Annotated in this window: 13 protein-coding genes and 2 pseudogenes; 4 read left to right on the top strand and 11 right to left on the bottom strand. The window is 67.4% G+C overall.

What is annotated here, in order from left to right; genetic code table 11:
• Positions 1-203: 203 nt before the first annotated feature.
• The 4 genes and pseudogenes from istB to EBE87_RS22490 all read right to left on the bottom strand — a co-directional run bounded on the left by istB (position 204) and on the right by EBE87_RS22490 (position 4,676).
• Positions 204-986: an IS21-like element helper ATPase IstB gene (gene istB / locus EBE87_RS22505; protein ID WP_120637587.1), complete on the bottom strand. Its 783-nt coding sequence runs from the start codon at positions 984-986 to the stop codon at positions 204-206.
• Positions 983-2,482, bottom strand: coding sequence for an IS21 family transposase (gene istA, locus EBE87_RS22500; protein WP_120637586.1), 1,500 nt, complete (start codon positions 2,480-2,482; stop codon positions 983-985). Before istA ends, istB begins: the two co-directional genes overlap by 4 nt.
• 120 nt (positions 2,483-2,602) lie before the next feature.
• Positions 2,603-3,106: pseudogene (locus tag EBE87_RS22495) on the bottom strand (IS21 family transposase); the annotation flags it as partial.
• 508 nt (positions 3,107-3,614) lie between these two features.
• Positions 3,615-4,676 carry an Ldh family oxidoreductase gene (locus EBE87_RS22490; RefSeq protein WP_120637585.1) on the bottom strand — a complete coding sequence of 354 codons (1,062 nt, stop codon included), beginning with the start codon at positions 4,674-4,676 and terminating at the stop codon, positions 3,615-3,617.
• Between the two features lie 99 nt (positions 4,677-4,775).
• On the opposite strand from EBE87_RS22490, the gene EBE87_RS22485 reads away from it, so the two are divergent.
• Positions 4,776-5,690, top strand: coding sequence for a LysR family transcriptional regulator (locus EBE87_RS22485; RefSeq protein WP_158600844.1), 915 nt, complete (start codon positions 4,776-4,778; stop codon positions 5,688-5,690).
• Between the two features lie 19 nt (positions 5,691-5,709).
• Here the strand turns inward: EBE87_RS22485 and EBE87_RS22480 are convergent, their stop codons facing one another.
• The 4 genes and pseudogenes from EBE87_RS22480 to EBE87_RS22465 all read right to left on the bottom strand — a co-directional run bounded on the left by EBE87_RS22480 (position 5,710) and on the right by EBE87_RS22465 (position 11,462).
• Positions 5,710-6,636 (bottom strand): Bug family tripartite tricarboxylate transporter substrate binding protein, encoded by a 927-nt coding sequence (locus EBE87_RS22480; protein WP_233553130.1) that lies wholly within the window; start codon positions 6,634-6,636, stop codon positions 5,710-5,712.
• Between the two features lie 340 nt (positions 6,637-6,976).
• Positions 6,977-8,122: pseudogene (locus EBE87_RS22475) on the bottom strand (IS3 family transposase).
• Between the two features lie 129 nt (positions 8,123-8,251).
• Positions 8,252-9,592: a YncE family protein gene (locus EBE87_RS22470; protein WP_120637583.1), complete on the bottom strand. Its 1,341-nt coding sequence runs from the start codon at positions 9,590-9,592 to the stop codon at positions 8,252-8,254.
• Positions 9,593-9,698: 106 nt separating this feature from the next.
• On the bottom strand, positions 9,699-11,462 hold the full coding sequence (locus tag EBE87_RS22465) for an MFS transporter (RefSeq protein ID WP_120637582.1): 1,764 nt from the start codon (positions 11,460-11,462) through the stop codon (positions 9,699-9,701).
• Here EBE87_RS22465 and EBE87_RS22460 point away from each other — a divergent pair.
• Positions 11,443-12,378: a glycine/sarcosine/betaine reductase selenoprotein B family protein gene (locus tag EBE87_RS22460; RefSeq protein ID WP_199707241.1), complete on the top strand. Its 936-nt coding sequence runs from the start codon at positions 11,443-11,445 to the stop codon at positions 12,376-12,378. The two genes, EBE87_RS22465 and EBE87_RS22460, sit on opposite strands and share 20 nt — an antisense overlap.
• A 163-nt stretch (positions 12,379-12,541) precedes the next feature.
• Here the strand turns inward: EBE87_RS22460 and EBE87_RS22455 are convergent, their stop codons facing one another.
• From EBE87_RS22455 to EBE87_RS22445, 3 genes are read right to left on the bottom strand one after another with little or no spacing between them, the layout of a single operon-like run.
• On the bottom strand, positions 12,542-13,777 hold the full coding sequence (locus EBE87_RS22455; protein ID WP_120637580.1) for an NADH-ubiquinone oxidoreductase-F iron-sulfur binding region domain-containing protein: 1,236 nt from the start codon (positions 13,775-13,777) through the stop codon (positions 12,542-12,544).
• Positions 13,774-15,393, bottom strand: coding sequence for an FAD-binding protein (locus EBE87_RS22450; protein WP_120637579.1), 1,620 nt, complete (start codon positions 15,391-15,393; stop codon positions 13,774-13,776). Before EBE87_RS22450 ends, EBE87_RS22455 begins: the two co-directional genes overlap by 4 nt.
• The gene (locus EBE87_RS22445) at positions 15,390-16,064 is read right to left on the bottom strand and encodes a 4Fe-4S dicluster domain-containing protein (protein ID WP_233553129.1); all 675 of its coding nucleotides are present in this window, start codon (positions 16,062-16,064) and stop codon (positions 15,390-15,392) included. The genes EBE87_RS22450 and EBE87_RS22445 overlap by 4 nt, the downstream gene beginning before the upstream one ends.
• A 454-nt stretch (positions 16,065-16,518) precedes the next feature.
• Here EBE87_RS22445 and EBE87_RS22440 point away from each other — a divergent pair, with 454 nt between their 5' ends.
• The gene (locus EBE87_RS22440) at positions 16,519-18,000 is read left to right on the top strand and encodes a DASS family sodium-coupled anion symporter (RefSeq protein WP_120637578.1); all 1,482 of its coding nucleotides are present in this window, start codon (positions 16,519-16,521) and stop codon (positions 17,998-18,000) included.
• A complete protein-coding gene (locus EBE87_RS22435; protein ID WP_120637577.1) occupies positions 18,000-18,962 on the top strand; it encodes a lactate/malate family dehydrogenase in 963 nt (320 codons plus the stop codon). The genes EBE87_RS22440 and EBE87_RS22435 overlap by 1 nt, the downstream gene beginning before the upstream one ends.
• The last annotated feature ends 54 nt before the right edge of the window (positions 18,963-19,016 follow it).

Below are 19,016 nucleotides of genomic sequence, written 5' to 3'. Positions count from 1 at the left end.
TACGACGGGGAACAGCCCCTTTTTAAGCAGACCGGCCGCCGTGCGGTGCGCCTTGAGGTGGGTGGCGTCGATCATCAGCCGGTGTCAACGGCGGAGCAAAACCAGGCCAGCGCGACGGAGTAAAACAAGGCCACTGACGGCTTGGCGGCGCCAGACCTGACTGGCCCCCGATCGGGGGCCAGTCAGGTCTGCGGCTGGTTTCTTCAGTGATTATACGGGCCGGATCTCGCCGGTATCCGGGTCGATTTGCTCGCCTGCGACGGCTTCAGCTGGCGCGGCCTTTGTGGATAGGCGCCGGTGAGACGTTCCGAGCCGAGCACCGCGGTCCATTCCTCGAACGGCAGGTTCGAGGTGACGATGGTGGAGCCGTGTTCGTAGCGCTGGCTGAACACCTCGAATAACAGCTCGGCGCCGGTCGGCGACAGCGGCACATAGCCGAGCTCGTCGATGATCAGCAGCCTGGCCGCCTGCAACTCCCGCTGCAGCTTGAGCAGGCGCTTCTCGTCACGTGCTTCCATCAGCTGGTGCACCAGTTGGGCCGACGTGGTGAACACGACGCTGAACCCCCTCTGGCAGGCGGCCAGGCCGAGGCCCAGGGCGACGTGGCTCTTGCCGGTGCCGCTGTTGCCGAGCGCGATGATGTTCTCGCGCCGCAGGATGTACTCGCAGCGTGCCAGCTCGAGGACGAGCATCTTGTTGAGCCCGGGGATGGCGGTGAATACGAAGCTGTCCAGGCTCTTGGTTGCCGGGAACCGCGCCTGGCGGATCCGCCGCTCGACCAGGCGTCGCTCGCGGTCGATCAGTTCCAGCTCAAGCAGCCGCAGCAGGTAACGGGGATGGTCGACGCCGTCGCGGGCGCATTCGCGGGCCACCTTGTCGTACTCGCGCAGCACCGTCGGCAGCCGGAGCTGCTTGAGGTGATGTGCCAGCAGGATCTGTGGCGTTCCCTGGTTGGTGCCGTGCGGCATGGCATCAGCCTCGCTCATGCCGCCCCCTCCTGCAGCAGGGCGGCATAGTCCGCGCCGCGGGTCATCCGCACATCGGTACCCGGCAGATAGGGGTAGGCCGTCAGGTCGAGCTTGGCCGGGCGCCGCTCGATCCGCGCCAGGACGATCTGCCGGACCGCGTCGTAGCCAATGGCACCGAAATGGATAGCATCGGCCACCGCGGCCGCCACCACCTCCTTAGCGGCGATCTCCAGCAGCCGCAGGACCTGGATGAACTCCCGCTTGCCGCGGTTGCCCATACGGGCCTCCAGCAGGTGGCGCAGGTGCTGAAAGACCGGCGGCAAGGCCCAGCCCTGCAGCGCCGCCGCCTGGTCCAGCGCGCCCGGCTTGGTCTCGAGCAGCGCCAGGTAGTGCAAGGGGTCGTAGACGAACTCGCCATGCCCATAGGAGCGGGCGTGGCAGGCGACCGGCGCCCCGTCGCACAGGATCACCACCCGATCGACGAAGCCCTTCACCAGCACCGCCTGGAACCCATAGGCGGTCGGCACCGAGTAGTCATTGCCGCGGTAGCGGACCAGGGCCGTGGACGACACCCGGGCGCTGATCGTCTCGCAGGGCTCGAGCGCGACGTCGGGCAGGCGCTGCATCTCCGCCAGATCCGCCGCAAGGCGCGCGCCGATCGTCTCGGCGTGACGTCCCGCCCGCTCGGACTGCCGCAGGCGGCAACGCTCCGCCAGCATGGTGTTGAGCGCCTCATGGCTGGGCGCAATCGGAACCGGGGTCATGAAGTTGGACCGGGAGAATTTCACCAGCCCCTCCACCTTGCCCTTGTCGTTCCCCTTGCCGGGACGGCCGAACCGGTCCTGGAACAGGTAGTGGCTGACCAGGCCTGTAAAGGCTCGCGTCCGCTCGCGCTTGCCATCGCCACAGATCCGGGCCACCGCCAACTTGAGGTTGTCGTAGAGGATCGATCGCGGCACGCCGCCAAAGAAGGCAAAGGACGAGACGTGCCCGTCCAGGAAGGCCTCAGTCGTCTCCCGCGGATAGGCCTTCACGAAACAGGCGTCCGACTGCGGCAGGTCCATGCAGAAAAAGTGAACCTTCTGACGAACCCCGCCGATCACCGCCTCCGCCTCTCCGAAATCCACCTGGGCATGACCCGGCGGGTGTGACAGCGGCACGAAGACCTCCCGCCCACGCGCCCGCTGCCGTCGCACGTGATCCTTGACCACCGTGTAGCCGCCGCCATAGCCGTGCTCGTCGCGCAGCCGCTCAAAGATGCGCTTGGCTGTGTGCCGCTGCTTGGGCGGCGCGGCCCGGTCTGCCTCCAGGATCGCCTCGATCACCGACGTCAGCGCGCCCAGCTTGGGCTTGTCGGGCGGCCGCGTCCGCACATACCCAGGTGGCGCTGAATACCGGCACATCTTGGCTACCGTATCCCGGCTCAACCCGAAAACCCGGGCCGCCTCCCGCCGACTATGACCCTCCACAAACACGAACCGCCGGACCGCCGCGTAGCTCTCCACCACGAACATCCCCCAGCGCCCCACCCTGATCCCTCAAGGTAGGGCGCCCGCCTCTGGCCGGATTTTACTCCGCCCGCAGCCGCATCACGCCGCCGCTCCAGTGGCCGACTTTCTCTCCGCCGTGCACAGGTAGGCCCGTACCAGGAAGATCCGGCTGTGGCAGAGCTTGAGATGGGCGACCTGCAGCTTGGTTCGCTCGCCGCCGATGACGGCATGCTCCTCGCTCCAGTCGAACTGGAACGCCTCGCCCGGGCCAAAGGCCAGCGGCACGAAGACACCGCGGCCGGAGGTCTGCTGCTGGCGGAGCCAGTCGTCCCGCCAGGCCCGCACGAAGGCGGCGACCCGCCGGTACGAGCCGTCGTAGCCGAGCCCGGCCAGCTCCGCGTGGAACTGTCGCGCGGTGCGTTTCTGTTTGCGCGGCCTGCGGGCATCCGTCCGCAGCCAGGCGGCCAGCCGCTCGGCAAAAGGATCCAGCTTGCTGGGCCGATCGGGTGTCCTGAACACAGGCTCCACCGCCTTGGACCGCAGGTACTTGCGGATGGTGTTCCGCGACAGGCCAGTCCGGCGGGCAATCGCGCGGATCGACAGGTGCTCCCGGAAATGCCAGCGCCGGATCACGCTCAACAACGCCATGTCCAACACTCCCGCCGCCCCCCACCCAGAAGGCCGAGGCTAGCGCCCGAACATGGGTCGACTCTCAGTGGCAACCTCACCCCAAACCGGGTCAGCTCTCAGTGGCAATCAACAGGCCATAACAACCTCTAGGTTCAGTCCAGGTTTTCTGCCGGACTTCACGCCCGTCGCCCGCTCAACCGCAGCCATCGTAGCTTTGAATACGCTACTGGCGAAGACGCCCGGTGAATGAGTCCCCCGGCTTGCCTATCCTTGCACGCGCTACAACCAGCCTTAGCAGAGCAAGAGCAGGTTCAGGTACACCGCGAGCCCATTCCTGCCCCTCCCTCATCCACGACCTCATGATTTTTGGATCTCCGCCAAAAGGTTCAACGGCGCAGAACAGCCTCTGTGCTGCCGCCTATGCACCCTTCCCAGTAGGCCCTGAGGTGCAGCCCTTAGCAGGAGATCGGACAAGGTCCGTTATCCTTCTCCTGCCCAAGACCGATGCCGCCTCTCAAGCGCCCGATCACCTCATCGTTGAAGGCCAGCCGGCAGGCATGGGAACATCCGACTGATTGGCCACCTCAGCGAGGTCCGCCAGGGTTTTCTGCGGCAGCGACAACCCTTCGCGGCGGTGTCGTTCCTCGTTCTGTGCCTCGATCTCGCCGGGGTAGAACACCTCCTCGCAACCAGGCGCGCGCGGAACGGCCTTGATCTGCTCGACCATCTGTTCCATGCGTTCGGTGAAGACCTTCTCGGGACCGAAGGCCGCAATGTTGAGGGCCAGGAACATATGGCCGCAACGACTGCGCCGTTCCGCCTGATAAGGTCCGCTTACCTCGTCCAGAATGCCGCTGCCTGACAGCACGCCGGAGAGCACATCCATCATCACCGAAATCGCGTAGCCCTTGTGCTCCGCCATGGGCTGAATGACGCCGTTCAGCGCCGCTACAGGGTCCGTCGTCGCCATGCCGGCCTCGTCGATGGCCCAGTGTCCGGGTATCGGCTGCCCCTTCTGCCGGGCCAGGAAGATCTTGCCGCGCGCGACCACGGTATTAGCGATGTCGAGCATCATCGGCGCGTGCCGTCCGGCCGGCGCGGCGACTGACCACGGATTGTTGCCGACCAGCTTCTTCCGCCCGCCCCAGGGCGCCATGGCCGGGCTGCCGTTGGTGGTGAGCATGCCGATGCAGCCCTTCGCGGCGGCCATACGGGTGAAGTAGCCAAGGGCGCCGTGGTGATTGGAGTTCCGCACCGAGACGACGCCGACGCCGTGCGCCTTGGCGCGGCGCACCGCGTCCTGCATGGCCTGCACCGCGATCACCTGCCCGACACCATCCTCGGCATCCAGCACCGAGATAGCACCGGCATCCACCAGCAGGCGCGGCTGCGTCACCGGCCGCATCACGCCGCTGCGCAGGCGGTCGATGTACCAGGGCGCTCGCATGACCCCATGGGAGGAATGCCCCCAGAGATCGGCGGTCACCAGCGTCTCCGCCACCAGTTGCGCGTCTCCGTCAGGCAGGCCGTTGGCCCGGTAGAGGTCAGCGACGAAGTCCCGCAGGGTCTTGGCGGACAGGAGTGTCATGGAATATCCTTGGTCAGCATCAGGGTGCCGGAGCGGCATGGTTGCGATCACGCGGCCGGTTGTCTTCCGCGCAGCCCGGCCTGGATGTACTCATGCCACATGAGCATAAATTTCGAAGTGCTGGACCTGCGGGCACTCATGGCGGTGCTCGACCTGAGGAGCTTCAGCCTGGCAGCGGTGCGGCTGAACATGTCGCAACCGGCGCTGAGCCGCCGGATCCAGAGGCTGGAGGACAGGCTGGGCGGCCCTTTGCTGGAGCGGACGACGCGCCATGTCGCGCCTTCCGCCCTCGGCCAGCAGGTTCTGCCGCTGCTGCGGCACGCGCTGAACGAGATGGAGAACGCGCTGGACGGCATCGAGGACCTGGGCGGCACCGACCGCGGCTGGGTGGTGGTGGCCTGTCTGCAGACGGCGGTGCCGTACTTCATGCCGCCGGCGCTGACCGCCTTCCGCGCCCTGCATCCGCGAGTCCGCGTGCGAATCCTCGACATGACGGCCCAGGAGGCCCTTCAAAGCGTGGCGCAGGGCGAGGCCGACTTCGCCATCACGGTGGCCAACACGGCCCAGGACACCGACCTGCACGCTCAGCCGTTGCTGGAAGACCCGTTCGTGCTGGCCTGCGATGCCGGGCACGAACTGGCGCGGCGCGACCAACTGCTGTGGCGGGAGTTGGTGGACTATCCCGTGATCGTCGCGGCACGCACCAGCGTGCACCGGCCCCTGATCCAGGAGGCCCTGGCCCGCAGCGGGCTGCGCCTGTCCTGGAGCTACGAAGTGCTGCATATGTCGAGCGCCTTCCACCTGATCCGGGCCGGGCTGGGCGTCTCGGTGCTGCCGCGCATCGCCATGACGTCCGCCGGACAGGCCGACCTGCGGGCGATCCCGCTGCTGGAACCCGTTATCCACCGGCCGCTCTCCATCGTTCATCGCCGCTCGCGCCCCTTGTCGCCGGCGGCGAGCTGCCTTGCCGCCCTGGTGCGCCGACAACGCGACCAGGACGGCGAAGGAAACTGAGGCGCCACGCCCGTCCGGCTCAGGCGAGGCCGATTTCCGTCAGCACCGCGGCCGTGCTGGCAACCTCCTTTTCCAGGAAGCGACCAAAGGCCTCGCCCGGCAGCCAGGCGTCGTCCCAGCCGCGCTGCGACAGCACCTCGCGCCATTCAGGCGTGTCGCGCATCCGCTCCATCAGCGTCACTAGGGCCGCCTTCTGCGGCACGGTCAGGCTGGGCGCACAGAAGACGCCGCGCCAGGTGGGCAGCGCCACATTCAACCCGATCTCCTTCAAGGTGGGCACGTCCGGGCCGGCGCGCCGCTCGCCCGTGGTGGCCAGCGCGCGCAGCCGGCCGGCGCGCACCTGCTCCCCGAATTCCGAGATGCCAGAAATGGCCGCCACCACCTGGCCACCCAGCACCGCCGCCTGGGCGGGGCCGCCGCCGGAATACGCGACATAGGACGCCTCCCGCGCGGATCGCCCCAACGCCTTCAGCATCAGGCCCAGGGTGATATGCTCTGTGCCACCGGCCGAGCCGCCGGCCACCGATACCGCGCCGGGGTTCTCCTTCAGGCGGGCCAGCAGGTCCTGAATGGTCTTGAGGGGCGAATCCGGCGGCACAACGAAGACGCTGACCTCCTCAGTTAGGCGGGCGACCGGCGCCACGTCCAGCACGCCGGCCGGGGACTTGTTGGCGATGGCTGCCCCGACCATGACGCTGCCGGCCACCATCAGACCCTCCGGCCGATTGCGGTACTGCGCCAGGAAGCGAGGCAGGCCGACGGTGCCGCCAGCGCCGCCGACATTCTCCACCTGCACGCCGCCGGCCAGCCCGGCTTGACGCACCACGTGCTCGATGGCCCGCCCCAGCCCGTCCCAGCCGCCGCCGGGATTGGCCGGAATGAACAGGCGGAGAGCGGGGTAAAGCGGCTCAGCCTGCGCCGGCGGACCGCTTATGGTGTAAGCCATCGTGGGGAGAGCAAGGGCAGACTGCAGCACGTGCCTGCGGTTCATCATGGAGGTTCCCAACCTTGTTTCTGCCGCCCCTTGCGACTGGACCTGCTGCCAAGTGGAGGCAGCGGGTGCTTTCAGGGTTCTGGAGCAGACCTAAGCCGGTTTGATGAGCACGATAAATGCATGCATTCACGAATTTATGCGCCAAGTGCATGAGGGCCTGCGGTGTAGGCTGCTGCCACGCCAACAAGTGAGGCAGCCGATCAAGGCCGAGACTGCCTCGTCGGCGAAAGGGTTCCCACATCTCACTTGATGATGAGGTATTGAGCTTCTGCCGGTCTGGTGGACGTAGTGTTTATTCCGCCTGGGCAGCCTGTTCGAACTTCATGGGGCTGAGATAGCCTATGGCCGAGTGGCGCCGTCCCGGATTGTAGAAGGCTCAATGGAGTCGAACACGTCAGCCCTGGCTGCGTCGCGCGTGCGGTAAGCCTTCCGGGCGGACGTTCGGCTTTCAGCGAGGAGAAGAAGCTCTCCATCGCGGCGTTATTCCAGACGGTGCCGGACCGGCTCATGGAACAGGTGATGCCATGGTCAGCCATCAGGCGCTGAAACTGCTCACTGCTGTACTGGCTGCCCTGCTCGGAGTGGTGCAGCAGGGCCTTTGGCTTGCCGCGCCGCCAGATCGCCGTTCCCAGGATGTCGGTGACAAGCTGCGCGGTCATCGTGGCGCTCATCGACCAGCCGACAACACGGCGGGAGAAGAGGTCGATCACGGCGGCGACGTAGAGCCAGCCTTCGGCCGTCCAGATGTGGGTGAAGTCTGCGATCCACTTCTGGTTCGGCTGCTCCGCTTCGAACCGGCGGTCAAGAATGTTGGCCGACACGAGGCCTTGCCGCTCGCCCTTGTCGAGCGGCAAGCCGCGCCGCCGCGGCCTGACACGTAGACCCTGCTGCCGCATCAGTCGCTCGATCCTGCAGACCGCAGTGGATGCCTTTGGCCAACACGTCGTGCCATACCCGCCGGGCGTCATAGGTCCGGTCGCTGGTCAAGAAACTGGCGCGGACCCTGCGCGCGATCCGCTCATCCTCAACGGCATGCGGGCTGGGGCGCCGGGTCAGCCAGGCATGAAAGCCGGAACGAGAAACGCCCAGCGCTGAGCAGAGCCAGGACAGCGGCCAAACCGACCGGTGCTTCGCGATGAAGGCGAACTTCATGTCGCATCCCTGGCGAAGTACGCCGCGGCCTTTTCGGGATGTCACGCGCCGCCTTGAGCTTGGCGATCTCCCGCCGGGTCCGCTCAATCTCCTGCTGCTCGGGCCGCATCTGGTCATAGCCAGGGAAGGCTGGCTGCGGCTCAGCCTGCACCTCCCGCAGCCAGCGCCGCAAGACGATCTCGGCAAGCTCCAGGTCTCGGCAAGCCTGGGCAACCGATGCCCCACGCTCCCGGACCAACTTCACCGCCAAGAGCTTGAACTCGCGGCCAAATGTCCTTCGCCCGATCCTAGGCCTCCGATCGGGTGAAAACCTTATCCAGGTGTCCACCAGACCGGCAGCAACTTAGATTGTCTGTAGCTCGCCAGGGGCTGGTCCAGGGCGGACTGCTCGATGAACCGCCCACTCCGAGCCGCGTCAGTTGGCCTGAAAGGCGCCGATCATGTAGCTCTCATTGCCGATCTCTGTGACTCGGCCCTTCACTTCATAGCTTTGCAGGTCAACGATCCAGACCACGCTGGAATTGGATTGCCCCTTGGGCGCACCGGTGATCGCCGCATGCCGTCCATCGGCGGTGATGGCGATGCCGCGCGGGCGGGAGGGCTGGCCGTCCGGCGTTTGCAGCGCGATGCGCTTCAGCGTGGCGGCCCCCCCGGCCAGTGCTTTACCCACATCGATGATGTCGATGTTATTGCTGCGGAAATGGGTCGAGATAATCCGCTGGCCGTCCGGGGTGAAGGCCGCTACGAAGGGCCGGGTGGCCACCGCCGGATCGTCCGTGCCCACCAGCACCCGCGCCACCTCGGCCCGCGCCGGGTCACTCAGCGCCTTCTCCACGTCAATGATGGAAACCGTATTGCCTTCCTTGCCGTCGCGCGCATTCTCGCGGGAGGCATGGGCGATCAGCCGGCCGTCAGGACTGGTGGAGATGCCGAAGCCGCCGGTCTGCACAGGGATACGGGCCAGTTCGGCGCCAGCGTCTCCGGCGACGGCCTTGCGCAGGCTGATGACTGAGATGTCGTTGGTGCCGCCATTGGCCGTGAAGATCGTGCCGCCGCCGAGCGGGCTGATGGCCACACCATTGGTGTCGGGAAAGCAGCCGAAGTCAGCATGCGGTGCGGCATGCGGCACCACCTTCGGCGGGCAGGAGAAGCCGGGGTCGCCATAAGCCTGCTCGACCTTATGGATCACCTTGTTGCTGCGCAGGTCGATGATGTTGATATGGCGGCCGCCATCCTCATTGCCCGCCGCTTCCGCATGAGCAAGGGCGGCGTACCGGCCGTCGGGAGCAATGGCAAAGCCGGTGGCGCCGAAGCCCTCGGAATCGATCCAGGTCTCGACGGCGGCGAGGGTATTGTTGGCGGCAGGGTCGGTCGCCCTGGACAGGTCGAGGACCGTGACGGAACCGGCGTGGCCATGCTGGAAGGCAGCAGCCGCCTCCGGGCTGGTCTTCCCGGAATGATTCGAGATGTAGGCGCGCTTCCCATCCGGCGCGATGGCGACGATGATGGGCTGGCCGCTGGCGACCGTGTCGGCCTTGCCGGTGCCTTTCGCGTCGATATCGGGCGTCACGCGCAGGCGGTTGACCACCGCGTTCGGCGTGCCGTCATTGGCGGGGTCCAGCGCGCGCTGCAGGTCGATCACCAGCACCACATTGTCCCACCGCCCGCTGGCCAGGAAGTAATCCTTGGCCGCGGCGGGCTGCACGCACGCCAACAGCGCCAGGGCGCAGCCGCCCGTCGATAAGCCTGTTCTCATCGCATCCTCCTTTGCCGCCCGGTGGACCGGGCCTGGTCAGGCACGCCGAAGAACTGTCAGGTGAGCGAAGCTCGACTTTCAACCAGACTTGAGCTCTGGCGCCACCCTAGATTCGCCGCAACGGCAGGGTCCAGGCGAGCAGGGCGTTGATGGCGGCGAAAGCTGCCACGGCCATAAAGGCAAAGCTGAAGCCGGCATCGATCTGTGCCGTCGTCGTGGTGCGCGCTGCGTCCGGCAGGGCCTCCAGGACAGCGGGACCATGCCGAACCATGTCGGCGAAGACCGCGGCGGCAGCGCCATCCTGGCTCAGGATCGCGAACAAGGCGCCGACCACAAGCGTAACGCCCGCGGCCGAGCCGACCGAACGCGACAGCTGCACCGAAGCTGCCGCCGCGCCCAGCATGGCAGGCGGTGCCAGCGCCTGCGCCACGACCTGCGCCACCGGCATTGCCGAGCCCTGGAACACCGCGACAAGGGCGAGCATCGCTGGCAACCCCCAGGGCCCCAGCACCGCCCCGGCCTGATGATGCCCGAAGGCAACCAGCAACAGGCCCAGCGCCGCCACCGTCTGCCCGATCGCGGGGAAGATCGCCAGGCGCCCGGTATGGGTCGCCAGCCACCCTGTCACCAGCGAGCCCATGCCAACTGTGGCCGTCAGAGGCAGCATCAGCAAGCCGATCTGAGCCGCCGAAGCGCCGTCCACCGCCTGAAGGTGGATCGGCAGCAGTGTCACCTCGCTGACCAGCAAGGCACCGGAGCAGGCGGCCATGGCATTGGCCCGCCACATGGCCGGACGCCGCAGCATCTCCAGCGGGAACAGGGGCTGCTTCGCGCGCCGTTCCTGCCGGAGGAGAAGCACGAGGCAGAGCAGCGACACCCCGAGGCTGGCGGCAGCACCGACGAGCGTGGCGGCACCTGCACGCTGCATCTGCTCCATTGCCAGCAGCAGCGGCACAACGAAGCCGGTGAACAGCAGCAGGCCCGGCCAGTCGAATCTGCCGCGATGGCTGCTGATGGCCCGGGCAGGCAGGCGCAGCGCCAACAGCATGGCCAATACGCCTAATGGCAGGTTGATCAGGAACACCGAAGGCCAGCCGAAGAACTGAGTCAGCACCCCGCCCGCCACCGGTCCGAAGGTGGAGGAGGCCACAATCACGGCGGCCAGGATGCCCTGGGCGCGGCCGAGCTGGCGCCGTGGCACGTTCTCGCCGAGCAGTGCCTGGGACAGCACCATGAGGCCCCCGCCGCCGAAGCCCTGCAACGTCCGCGCCGCAGTCAAAGACAGGATGCCCTGAGCCAGGGCGCACAGCACCGAGGCCGCGACGAACAGCACCAGCGCCACAAGCAGCAGGCGCCGCCGCCCGAAAGCATCGCCTAGCCGTCCATACACTGGGGCCGCCACCGTGCTGGCCACCAGGTAGGATGCCACCACCCAGGACACCCGCTCCACATCGCCGAAGGCTCCGGCCATGGCAGGAAGGGCTGACGCCACGATGGTGCCATCCACCACGGCAAGGAAGATGGGCAGCAGAATCGGTGGGAAGATCCGCCACAAGGAAGGCCATGCCGGCTCCACGACGGGGCCTGGCGTGTCGGAGACAGCTTCGGACGTCATCAGGGCAAGGTGGACCAGACCCGAACGTCTGGCTAGCAGCCCCGTATGGCCGCCTGCCCGTATCCACCGACGGAGCGGATGCACTTCGCTTCCTTCAACCAGGAACCGAACTTCCAGGCTGTGGCCAGAATGGCTTGGCCGGGCCACCATGAGCGACGTTCCGCAGGGTAGCCTATCCGCGAGGCCATCCTGACCATGGCTGAGCCGGAACATCGGTAAGGGGAGGAGGAAGGCCGTGTCCATCGAGATCGACACGAGGCTGGGCTTTGCGCCAGAGCACGATAGTCCTGTGCCCTACATGAAACGCACACTCGACTACTACCAGGCCTTGGGCCATGCGCCATACCGCTGGGCGCATTATGCCGAGGTGCCGTTCCAGCCTCTCCGCAAGCCTTTGGCCGAGAGCCGTGTGGCGCTGATCACCACGGCCGCGCCCTACGATCCGGCCAAGGGCGAGCAGGGGCCGGGCGCGGCTTACAATGCCTCGGCCAAGTTCTACCAGGTTTATTCCGGCGCCGGTTCCGCCGACCATGACCTGCGCATCTCGCACATTGCCTATGACCGCAAGCACAGCCCGGCCACGGATCCGAATAGCTGGTTCCCGCTGCCGGCGCTGCGCCGTGCGGCCGCCGCAGGCCGGATCGGTGGCTTGACGACGCGTTTTCATGGCGCGCCTACCAACCGCAGCCAACGCCACACAATAGAGATCGACGCCCCGGAACTTCTGCGCCGGCTGCGGGAGGACCTGGCTGACGCGGTGGTTCTTGTGCCCAACTGCCCCATCTGCCACCAGACCTGCAGCCTTGTGGCCAGGCACCTGGAGGCGCACGGCATTCCAACCGTGGCGATGGGCTGCGCCAAGGACATTGTCGAGCATTGCGGCGTGCCGCGCTTCCTGTTCAGCGACTTTCCGCTCGGCAACAGCGCAGGCCTGCCGCACGACACGGCCAGCCAGGACGCCGCGCTGGAATTGGCTTTGCGCGTGCTGGAGATGGCGCCGGCGCCGCGCACCACCGTGCAGTCGCCACAGCGTTGGCCCGCGGACCCGGCCTGGAAACTCGACTATTCCAACATCGAGCGCATCGCACCCGCAGAGGTGGCGCGGCTGCGGCAAGAGTTCACGCGCCAGAAGGAAATTGCCAAAGAGCTTCGGGTTCGAGAGCAGATCTGAAGGGTTTATTCACGGCTCATCAGCGAGCGCCGCATCGCCAATGAACCGGAACAGCGGTTAGCGCACCGATCATGGCAGCCGATGGGCATCAACCGGGAAGGGAGAGCAGGGGCCTTGAGGCGGCTGCCTCCGGTTAAAGCGGCCCCTGGACGGCGCGCGGCGCTCAGCGTCGCCTCAACGCCCGTTCATACTCGCCCCCGAAGGTCTTGAGTGAAGAGGCCAGCACCGTCGCGGCCCCGTCCACCAGTCCGCAGCGGCCGCTACCTGGGAGAAGCTCCGCCAGGTTCTCGAGTGCCTGCAGGTCGCCAGGCCGGCCGGCCCCAGCCTCGATCCGCTCCAGGATGCGCGACACCTGATGCGTGCCGATCTTGCAGGGCGGGCACTGGCCGCAGGAATTGGCCGCGAAGAAGCCGACGTATTCCGCCGTCTTGCGGAGAATGCTGGTGCCCTCCCCCACCACGATCATTGCCCCCGTGCCGAGGCGGGAGCCGCGTGCCCGCAGGCTGTCGAAATCGAGTGGCGCATCGAGGTCATCAGCCGTCAGCAAGGTATTCGATGGGCCACCGGTGAAGACCGCCTTGAAGGCCTTGCCGCCCAGCATGCCCTCCCCGTGCTCGAAGACGAGGCTGCGGAGCGAGGTGCCCATGGGCAGCTCGTGCAGCCCCGGGCGCAGCACGTCGCCCGAAAGCGAGAAGAGCTTGGTGCCCGGCGCGCCGCCGAGGCCGAGGCCACGATACCATTCCGGCCCGCCCCGCAGGATCTGCCCGGCATGGGCCAGGGTCTCGACATTGTTCACCAGGGTCGGCGCGCCATTCACGCCTCGCTCCGCCGGGTAGGGCGGCTTCAGCGTGGGGAACGGGAAGCCGCCCATGACGCTGGCCACCGCCGCAGTTTCCTCGCCCCCGACATAAAGGCCCGAGCCGGTGACGACGAGGAGGCGCAGGTTTTCCCCGATGGCCTCAGAAAGCTGCGCGAGGAGCGGATGCGCCTCCCATTGCGCCACGGCCTCCCGCAGCACCCGCACCGCCGCTTCCTCACGCGGATTGACATAGAGCGCGACCGTGGCGGCGCCGACGGCCAGCGCCGCGACCAATGCGCCTTCGATCACCTGATGTGGCGTGCGGGAGAGCAGGAAGCGGTCCTTGAAGGTCCCTGGCTCGTCCTCATTGCCGTTGCAGATGACCCATTTGCCGGGGCCAGGCTGTGCCGCCACCGCAGCCCATTTGCGGTGGGTGGGGAAGCCAGCGCCACCCAGGCCGCGCAGGCCGGCGGCCTCAATGGCCGGAATGATCCCGGCGGGGTCGGCCAGGGCGCGCTCCAGCCCCTCGCCTCCCCCCAACGCCACCCAGGCGGCGAGATCGGCGCCGACGCAGCGGCGCTCATCGGTCAGAACCTTCATGCCGCCCTTCCCCTCTCGGTGGCCATGTCGAAATTGCCGTAGGGCGGAAAGACCAGCGGCGCCTTGCGGGTGAGCGGCAGGCCCTGGGCGATCAGCGCGCGGCGCCAGTCGGCCAGATGCGCCAGGCCGATGTTGCGCGGGCGCTCGGCCCGCGCATCGGCGGCGGCGGCGGACCCGGCGCGGCGGCCGAAGGCGACCAGCTCCAGCAGGGCATTGCCCATCATGCGGTTACGGCCATGCAGCCCGCCTGTCACCTCGCCGGCGCAGAGCAGGCCGGGCACGCCGCTCCATCCATCGTGGTCGATGGCAACGCCGCCATTCTGGTAGTGCAGCGTCGGGCGGATCAGGAAGGGCTCGTCTGCCGCATCGAAGCCGCCGCGGCGCGCCAGATGGGTCAGCGTCACCAGGCTCTTGCCGAGGATGCCGGGCTTCGTCTGCTCCAGCCCCGGCGTGTCGAGGAAAACCCCGGCCCGGCCATCGCGCAGGATGCCGCGCCCCTCGGCGATCTCGCGCAGAATGGCGGCAGCCACGATGTCGCGCGTGTTCAATTCGTCCACGAAGCGCTCGCCCAGGCCATTGACCAGCGCGGCGCCGGAGGCGCGGGCGGCCTCGCTGACCAGTTGTCCCTCCATGTGCGGCGGCCAGGCGATGCCGGTCGGGTGGTACTGGAAGCTGTCCACCTCGCGCAGCGCGGCGCCGAGGCGATAGGCCAGCACCAGCCCGTCTGCCGTGGCGCCATAATGATTGGAAGTGGGGAAGCCTGCGATGTGCAACCGCCCGGCGCCGCCCGTGGCGAGCACCGTGGCACCGGCGCAGGCCAGCACCGTGCGACCCTGGGCGAGGTCGTGCAGCGCGGCGCCGGCACAGCGGCCGCGGTCATCGGTCAGCAGTTCCAGCGCCGGGTGGCGGTCCAGCACGGTAATGCCCGGCTGCAGCAGCACGGCCTCGCGCAGCGCCCGCATCATCTCGAGGCCGGTGAAGTCGCGATAGGAGAGCAGCCGCGCCGCCGTAGCGCCGCCCGGCTTCTTGCGCAGCAGGGTGCCGCCCATGCGGCCGCTGCCTTCCGCGAGGTCGAAGCCCATGCCCTCCTGGATCAGCCAGCGGATCACGCCCGGGCCATCGGACACCAGCGCGGCCACCAGCGCCTTGTCTGCGGTGAAATGGCCGGCGCGCAGCGTGTCCTCGAAATGGCGCTGGAGGCTGTCCTCGGGCCCGACGGCGGCCTGGATGCCGCCCTCGGCCATCACCGTGTTGCTGTCGCCGAGGCGCAGCTTGGTGGCCAGGATCACCCGCGCGCCTGTCCGCGCCGCCGTCAGCGCCGCGACGCAGCCGGCACCGCCGCCGCCGATCACCAGCACGTCTGCGTTCAGCATGGAGGCGCCGGCGATGTCCACATCCTCAATCAGGGAATCGGATTGCAGCAACGCGGCCAGTTCCACCCGGCACGGCAGGCCGGCGCTGGCCCCGACGCAGAGCGGCACCATCGCGCCGGGTTGCCGGTCAGGATGGAAGCGTTCCAGCAGTTCTGCCGCCGACAGCGCCAGAGGCTGCGCCGGCGCAGGTATCTTGGCGCGCCAGGCAGCCAATGCTTCAGCGTACGGGATACCGCCGTTCATGGCCGCACCGGCGGATTGGCGCCAGGCGCATCGAAATCCACTGGCTGCCCGCCCTGGTCGATCTCGCGCAGCCGCGTGATCAGGTCGGCGGGGCGCAGGGTGAGAGAGGCGCTCATGCGACGGACGAACTGGCCCAGATGCGCCGGGTCGATATGTTCCGGGCAGGCGGCCACGCACAGGTTGCACATCACGCAATGGTCGAAGAGCGCCGCCGCGTCAAAGGCCTGCCCTGCCGCGGCAAGGTTCACCATGCGCTGCACCTCGATGCCCTTTGGGCAGGCGCGGTCGCAGCCGTCGCAATGGCGGCAGTTCTTGGCCTCCGGAAAGACAGTGTCGATCTGCTCCAACGCAGTCCAGCTGTCAGTCAGCGTGCGCAGGTCATAAGTATGCGAGCGGTGGGCCGGGAAATGGTCGATGAAGGAAATTTGCATGCCTTCCTCCACCTGCGTTTCGCAGGCCAGGGCCGTGCCGGCGAGCCTCTCGCCCTGCCGCCGCACCAGCACGCGGCAGGCGCCGCAGACACCCTGCCCCATGCAGCCGATGTTCTCGGTCAGCGGCAGTCCCGCGGCGCCCCAGGCCTGCAGCAGGGAGGCTCCGGCTTCCGCCAGGATCGGATGGCCATCGAAGACGAGGCTCACCTTCAGCCCGGCCTCGGTCCCGCTTTCAGTCAAAAACGCGTCCTCCACAGTGCATGCTTCATAAGCACATAGCACGCCACTTACATAATCTCATTTGGGTAAAATCGTTCCACGGCCACGATGCGCGACCAGCAGCGGGGGGAGAACAAACTCCGCCAGCAGACGGAGCCGCTGACCATCGCGCGATGTCCTCGGCCTCTGGGCTGAGGCCGCACCTCATTTCCTGAGCGAGAACAAGGTGCACAGGCTGCCGGAAAGGCTGCCATCTCAGTGCCCCGGTGCGGCAGGAGCCGCGATGCCGGCGATCTTACGAACTGCAATGCCGACAGGGCAAGCTTTACGTGTTACGCAAGTTGGCATCCCGGCGGCGCTGATCTGCCGCGGGGCACCGCCGCCGCTTCGCCGCGTTATACCCATGGCCTCCGCGATGCGCTGCGGCCTTATCCGTCTGCCGCAGACAGGGCTCCTTGATTCTCCGGAGATTATCATGATCCTGATGTCACCCGCTGAACCAACATCGAACCGCAAGTTGATGTGGTTCGCCGTGGCGCTGCTGGCCTATCTGGCGGTGCTGATGCTGCCGGCGCCTTCTGGGCTGAGCTCGTCGGGACAGGTAGCGCTCGGGCTACTCGTGTTAGTGATCATCCTCTGGATCAGCGAGTGTGTTTCCCCGGCGGCCAGCGCGGTCGTGCTGATCGGCATGGCGGTGCTGGGCCTGATGGGCAAGCCGCTCACCGAAGGCGGCAACGCGATGAGTTCGTCGCAGGCGCTGGGGCAGATGCTCTCCGGCTTTTCCTCCTCCGCCGTGTTGCTTGTGGCGGGGGCGCTGTTCCTGGCCGTGGCCCTGAAGCTGACAGGGCTGGACCGGCGCGTGGCGCTGCTGGTGATGTCGCGTGTCGGCATCTCACCGGCGCGGCTGACACTGGGCGCCATGATCGTCGGCTTTGTCCTGGCGCTGTTCATTCCCTCCGCCACGGCGCGTGTCGGCGCGGTCATTCCGATCATGGTGGGGATCACCACCGCCCTCGGCCTGCCCGTGACGAGCAGCCTTGGCGCCACATTGATGATCGTGACAGCCCAGGCCTGCTCCATCTTCAACATGGCGATCAAGACCGGCGCGGCGCAGAACCTGATCAGCCTGAACTTCATGCAGGCCTCCTTCGGCCGCACCTTGACCTGGGGCGAATGGTTCATCACCGCGCTGCCCTTCACCCTGTCCATGTGCGTCGTGCTCTTCATTGTCTCGCTGGTGCTGCTGCGCCCGCATGTGCCGCCGGCGGAGGAAGCGAAGCAGCGCCTGGCGGATGAGGTCGCGCAGCTCGGGCCCGTGACACCTGCGGAGTGGCGGCTGATGCTGGTGGCCCTGCTGCTGCTGGTGCTGTGGTCCACCGAGGGCGTACTGCACCCGCTGGACACCACCACGACGACCCAGCTGGGCATCGCGCTGCTGCTGATGCCACGTATCGGCGTCATGACCTGGTCACAGGCCGAGAAGCAGGTTCCCTGGGGCACGATCGTGCTCTTCGCCGCGGGCATCTCGCTCGGCATCCTGCTCTCGCGCACTGGCGCCGCTTCCTGGCTGGCGGGCGTGACGCTGGGGAAACTCGGCCTCGATACGATGCCGGTCGCGGTGGTGGTGGGGGCGCTCTCCCTCTTCAGTATCCTGTTGCATCTGGGTTTCGCCTCGGCCACCGGGCTCGCGAGCACGCTGATCCCGATCATGATCGCCTTCGCCCAGACCCTGCCCTATGGCCAGGAGACGATCTTCGGCATCGTGATGATCCAGGCCATGGTCGTATCCTTCGGCTTCATCCTGCCCACCAACGCGCCGCAGAACATGCTGTGCTACGCGACGGGTGCCTTCTCGACGCTGCAGTTCGCGAAGGTCGGGATTGTGGTCACACTGGCCGGGCTGGCGCTGCTGGTCCTGTTTTCCGCGACGATCTGGCCGATGATGGGAGTGCTGTGATGCAGGGCAAGGTCGCCATCATCGGTGCCGGTCTGGTGGGCGCCGCCGCCGGCTATCTGCTGGCCAATGTGCCGGGGGTCAGCGAGATCGTGCTGCTGGACATGGACCAGGCGCGCGCCAGGTCCGAGGCCGCGGATATCGCCCATGCCGCCGCCTTCGGCAGCCCCGCCGTCATCAAGGCCGGGGACTATGCGGATCTGGCCGGCACGCAGGTGGTGGTGGTGACGGCCGGCACCAGCCTGAAGCCCGGCCAGACCCGGCTGGACCTGCTGGCGGCGAACGTGGGTGTCGTGGCCTCGGTGCTGGAGCGGGTGCTGGCGGTGGTGCCGGACGCGGTGCTGCTCTTCGCCACCAACCCGGTGGACGTGATGCCGGCGGTAGCCGTGCGGCGCTTCGGGGTGCCGCGCGGGCGCGCCATCGGCACCGGCTGCACGCTGGATTCGGCACGGTTCCGCGACCGGCTGGCGCAGCACCTCGGCGTCTCGCCCAGCTCGGTCCATGCCAATGTCCTGGGCGAGCATGGCGATTCCGAGGTGCTGCACTGGAGCGGCGCACAGATCGCCGGCATGCCGTTGACCGATTTCGCGGAAAAGCTGGGCCGCCCGCTGCCGCCCGAGATGCGGGAGGCGATGACCAAGGAAGTCAGGACCTCGGCCTACCGGATCAAGGAAGGCAAGGGCGTCTCCAACTTCGGCATCGGCGGCTGCATCGCGCGCCTCACCCGGGCTGTCGTGAACGATGAGCATGTGATCTTCAGCGTCTCCACCTTCATGGAGGAACTGATGGGTGTGCAGGAGACCTGCGTCTCCTTGCCGCATGTGCTCTCGGCCAAGGGGGCGTCGGCGCCATTCCTGCCACCGCTCGACATGGCCGAGGAGAAGGCGCTGCGACATAGCGCCGAGGTGCTGCGAGAGGCGATCCAGGCAGGGCTGGAGGCGCTCCCGCTCCGGACTGCGTCCTGAGCTTCCCGGCTTGAAGGGGTCATTGAGGCCGCCCTGCTGCCTGTCCTCTGGCGG

This window comes from Teichococcus wenyumeiae, from assembly GCF_003696345.1.
Taxonomy (GTDB): Bacteria; Pseudomonadota; Alphaproteobacteria; order Acetobacterales; family Acetobacteraceae; genus Pseudoroseomonas; species Pseudoroseomonas wenyumeiae.
Note: the sequence above shows the minus strand (reverse complement) of the source record. Positions and strands in the feature narration are given on the sequence as shown.